Consider the following 252-nt stretch of genomic DNA (forward strand, 5'->3'; position numbering starts at 1 on the left):
ACGGCGAGAATCCGCAACTGGACCCGGGCCTCCGATTTGCCGGGCAACTTTTTGATGAAGAAAGTGGTTTATTCTATAATCGGTTCAGGTATTATTTGCCGGAAGGCTGTTGTTACCTGAGTGCCGACCCGATAGGATTAGCAGGGGGTCTGAACCTGTATGCGTACGTGCCGAATCCGGTGTCGTGGATCGACCCCTTAGGCTTAACTGGCTTTGATGCTTCTGGTAGACCTTTATCCAGTCCAAATTATA

1 protein-coding gene is annotated in these 252 nt (G+C 50.0%); it reads left to right on the plus strand.

What is annotated here, in order from left to right:
- Positions 1-252, plus strand: a 252-nt coding sequence (locus EAE89_RS23330) for an RHS repeat-associated core domain-containing protein (protein ID WP_214086704.1), incomplete at both ends; no start/stop codon positions are given.

This window comes from Photorhabdus heterorhabditis (genome assembly GCF_018448905.1).
Classification (GTDB): Bacteria; Pseudomonadota; Gammaproteobacteria; order Enterobacterales; family Enterobacteriaceae; genus Photorhabdus; species Photorhabdus heterorhabditis.